Below are 2,755 nucleotides of genomic sequence, written 5' to 3' on the forward strand. Positions count from 1 at the left end.
AGATCAAGCACATAATAGTGCTCCTTTAAATAATCTTTCCCAGAATTCTAATATTGATGATGAACGCTCTATCCTATGAGAGATGATTAGGCTAGAACCCCGTCTGATCCGGATTTCTCTTCCTACAACTAGTCCTTGCTAATGTGATAAGGCGAATATTCATTCTTAAGCTAGTCTTATAGGATATACCAAAACTTTAATGCTTAGAAGATCTCGAGTTGAAGTTAACAATTAATTGATTTACAGCGAGTAACAATGTTTTACATGATTTTAAAGAGGATGCTCATCACGGCCTGATAAGGGCTGCTAGCCAGAGGAGAAATACATAGCTTATAAAAATATCTCTATAAAAATAATTCTATCTAATATCTTTCAATATCTCTTCAGCTGCTTTCCTACCTGAAAGTAGCATACTACTAAATATAGGTCCCATTCTGTGGAGATGTTTTAGAGCTGCGACAGCCATTCCAGCCACATAAAGTCCTTCAACAACTTTGCCAGTCATTTCAACTACTTTCAGCTCACCTAATTCTGAATAGGCGGATCTCTCACCGGGTACTCTAATACCTACAGATGGGTTCTTCTTTTCAAGTATTCTGAGAATTTCGGCATCATGTCCTGTAGCATCTACCACAGCTTTAGAGTGGATAAAGAGAGGATCTACATGAAGTCCTGCCAGAGATACAGCACTCCACTGTACTACTACTCCTTCAACTCTAAATGGCTCTTCACGAACTATTAGATCTTCGACCGTGACTCCATGTATTATCTTAGCTCCAGCATCTATAGCTCCGACTGCTAGTTTAGCCATAAGTTCTGAAGAATCTAGTACATAGAGATCATATTCGCTCATGTACTCATATCTGATGTTGAATTCTTTCAATATAGGTAGAGCTCTCACATCAACTACTATCTTATGTAGCAGCATTCCACCGCCTCCTATACCTCCGCCGAAGCTTAACCTTTTTTCCAGCACAAGTGTCTTAAGACCTGAGCTCGCTAGATACCTAGCAGCTGTAAGACCTGAAGGACCTGCGCCTACTATTACAACATCTGTGTTTACTAGTTTTAGCCAGTCATCTGCCGTAGCCTTCCATATAGCCTTAGAAATTCTCGACTCAAGAGACTCCATTTCACTCACCATTAAAAACTTGACTGGCTTGTCATTAAAGATTTTAATTTTTAATAATAACCAAGTGCTGGTGAGTGCGCTGAGCAGCCGTCTGTGGAGAGTTGCTATCACGATAAGTGGCAACGATTCTAGTGGTGGTGTGGGGATTGAAACAGATTTAAAGACATTCGCTTCCTTAGGCGTTCACGGAACGTTTGCTATAACAGGTGTGACAATACGAAGCACGTATAAGACTACAACGGCGTATAATATGCCTTCCGAAGTAGTATACGAACAGATCAGAGCTATAGCTGAGGAGATAGGTATTGATGCTGGAAAAGCTAGCATGTTGGGCAACAGCTATATAATACGTTCTATAGGTAGAGCAGTTAGAGAGTTTTCTTTTCCTTTAGTAGTAGATCCTATTATAATCACTGAGAGTGGTGTTAGGTTGTTTGAAGAGGATGCTATTGAAACTCTGAAGAGAGAGTTGCTACCTCAAGCTAAGATAGTGACTCTTAGCAAGACCGAGGCAGAATTTCTTTCAGGAATAGAGATAAAGAACTTAGAAGATTCTAAACTGGCAGCCAAAAAGATTCATGAGGAGTATTCTTGCGAAGCAGTGTTAATTAAGGGTAGCTACATTAGAAACAATGAAATCTCATATGTTCTATTCTGGAACGATAGATATTATATTTTGAGTAGTTCAGTTAATGGTAAGTGTACTCATGAAGCTGGATATATCTTCTCTGCTGCTATAACTGCTTATCTAGCTAAGGGTTTAAGTATTTTTGATGCAGTATCTAGGGCTAAAGAATTCGTAGATAAAGCTATAGAGTTCAAAGTAGTATTAGACGGAGAACGTTGTCTAATTAATCCAGTAGCATGGCTTGAGATATCTGCACACAGATACTTAACCTTATTAAGAGTTGAAGAAGCGCTAGAAAAACTACTTAAGAATTCTGAGAAAATTCGCGAAGCAGTTCCTGAGGTGGGTATGAATTTAGTAGAGAGTATACCAGCACAATATGTTAGAGGACCTGAAGACGTTGCGGGGGTTATGGGTAGAATAGTGAAGTATGGAAATAGTATTAAAGCTGTAGGTCCGGTTAGATTTGGTGCATCATCGCATCTAGCTAGGCTAGTTATTGAAGTCTTGAAGAGAAGTCCTGAGACAAGAGCAGCGATCAATATAAAGTATGATGAGAAGTATGTGAGGAAAGCTACTGAACTAGGTTATTTAGTTGTGGAAATTGATAGAACTAAAGAACCTGAAAACTCTAAGAGAATCGAAGGTAGCAGCCTTAAATGGATCGCCAGCGAAGCTTTGAAAAAATGTGGTGAGAGAGTTCCAGACTTTATATATGATACTGGAGACGTAGGTAAAGAAGCTATGATAAGGATACTGGGTAGAGATGCTATCGAGGTAGTGGAGAAGCTCTTAAGGATTTTAGAATAGATAAAAAGCTTCTAATAAATCTGACATCAGATCCTTAAACCTTATAATTCTGAAGAATGAGTAAGGCTGCAACTCCGTCTGATCCGAGATTTTTCTTTATTATTATGCTATAATTACTCTTTCATGGTGTGATATAGTGAGTTCAGAAACTTTGTCACAGCTTCTTTGGACCGAGAAGTATAGGC

The 2,755-nt window shown here is 38.9% G+C and carries 2 protein-coding genes; one reads left to right on the forward strand and one right to left on the reverse strand.

The genetic code is table 11. The features are described 5' to 3' along the window. Positions 1-358: 358 nt before the first annotated feature. Complete coding sequence (locus tag QXE01_12515) at positions 359-1,132, reverse strand: sulfide-dependent adenosine diphosphate thiazole synthase (protein ID MEM4972061.1); 774 nt, start codon at positions 1,130-1,132, stop codon at positions 359-361. Between the two features lie 70 nt (positions 1,133-1,202). Between QXE01_12515 and QXE01_12520 the strand changes: the two genes are divergently transcribed. Next, on the forward strand, positions 1,203-2,570 hold the full coding sequence (locus tag QXE01_12520; GenBank protein MEM4972062.1) for a bifunctional hydroxymethylpyrimidine kinase/phosphomethylpyrimidine kinase: 1,368 nt from the start codon (positions 1,203-1,205) through the stop codon (positions 2,568-2,570). The last annotated feature ends 185 nt before the right edge of the window (positions 2,571-2,755 follow it).

The sequence above is a fragment of the Sulfolobales archaeon genome (assembly GCA_038897115.1).
Classification (GTDB): Archaea; Thermoproteota; Thermoprotei_A; order Sulfolobales; family AG1; genus AG1.

Bases quoted from the DNA above. Each gene is read 5' to 3' on its own strand.
- QXE01_12515 (MEM4972061.1), bottom strand. From the start codon at position 1,132: ATGGAGTCTCTTGAGTCGAGAATTTCTAAGGCTATATGGAAGGCTACG.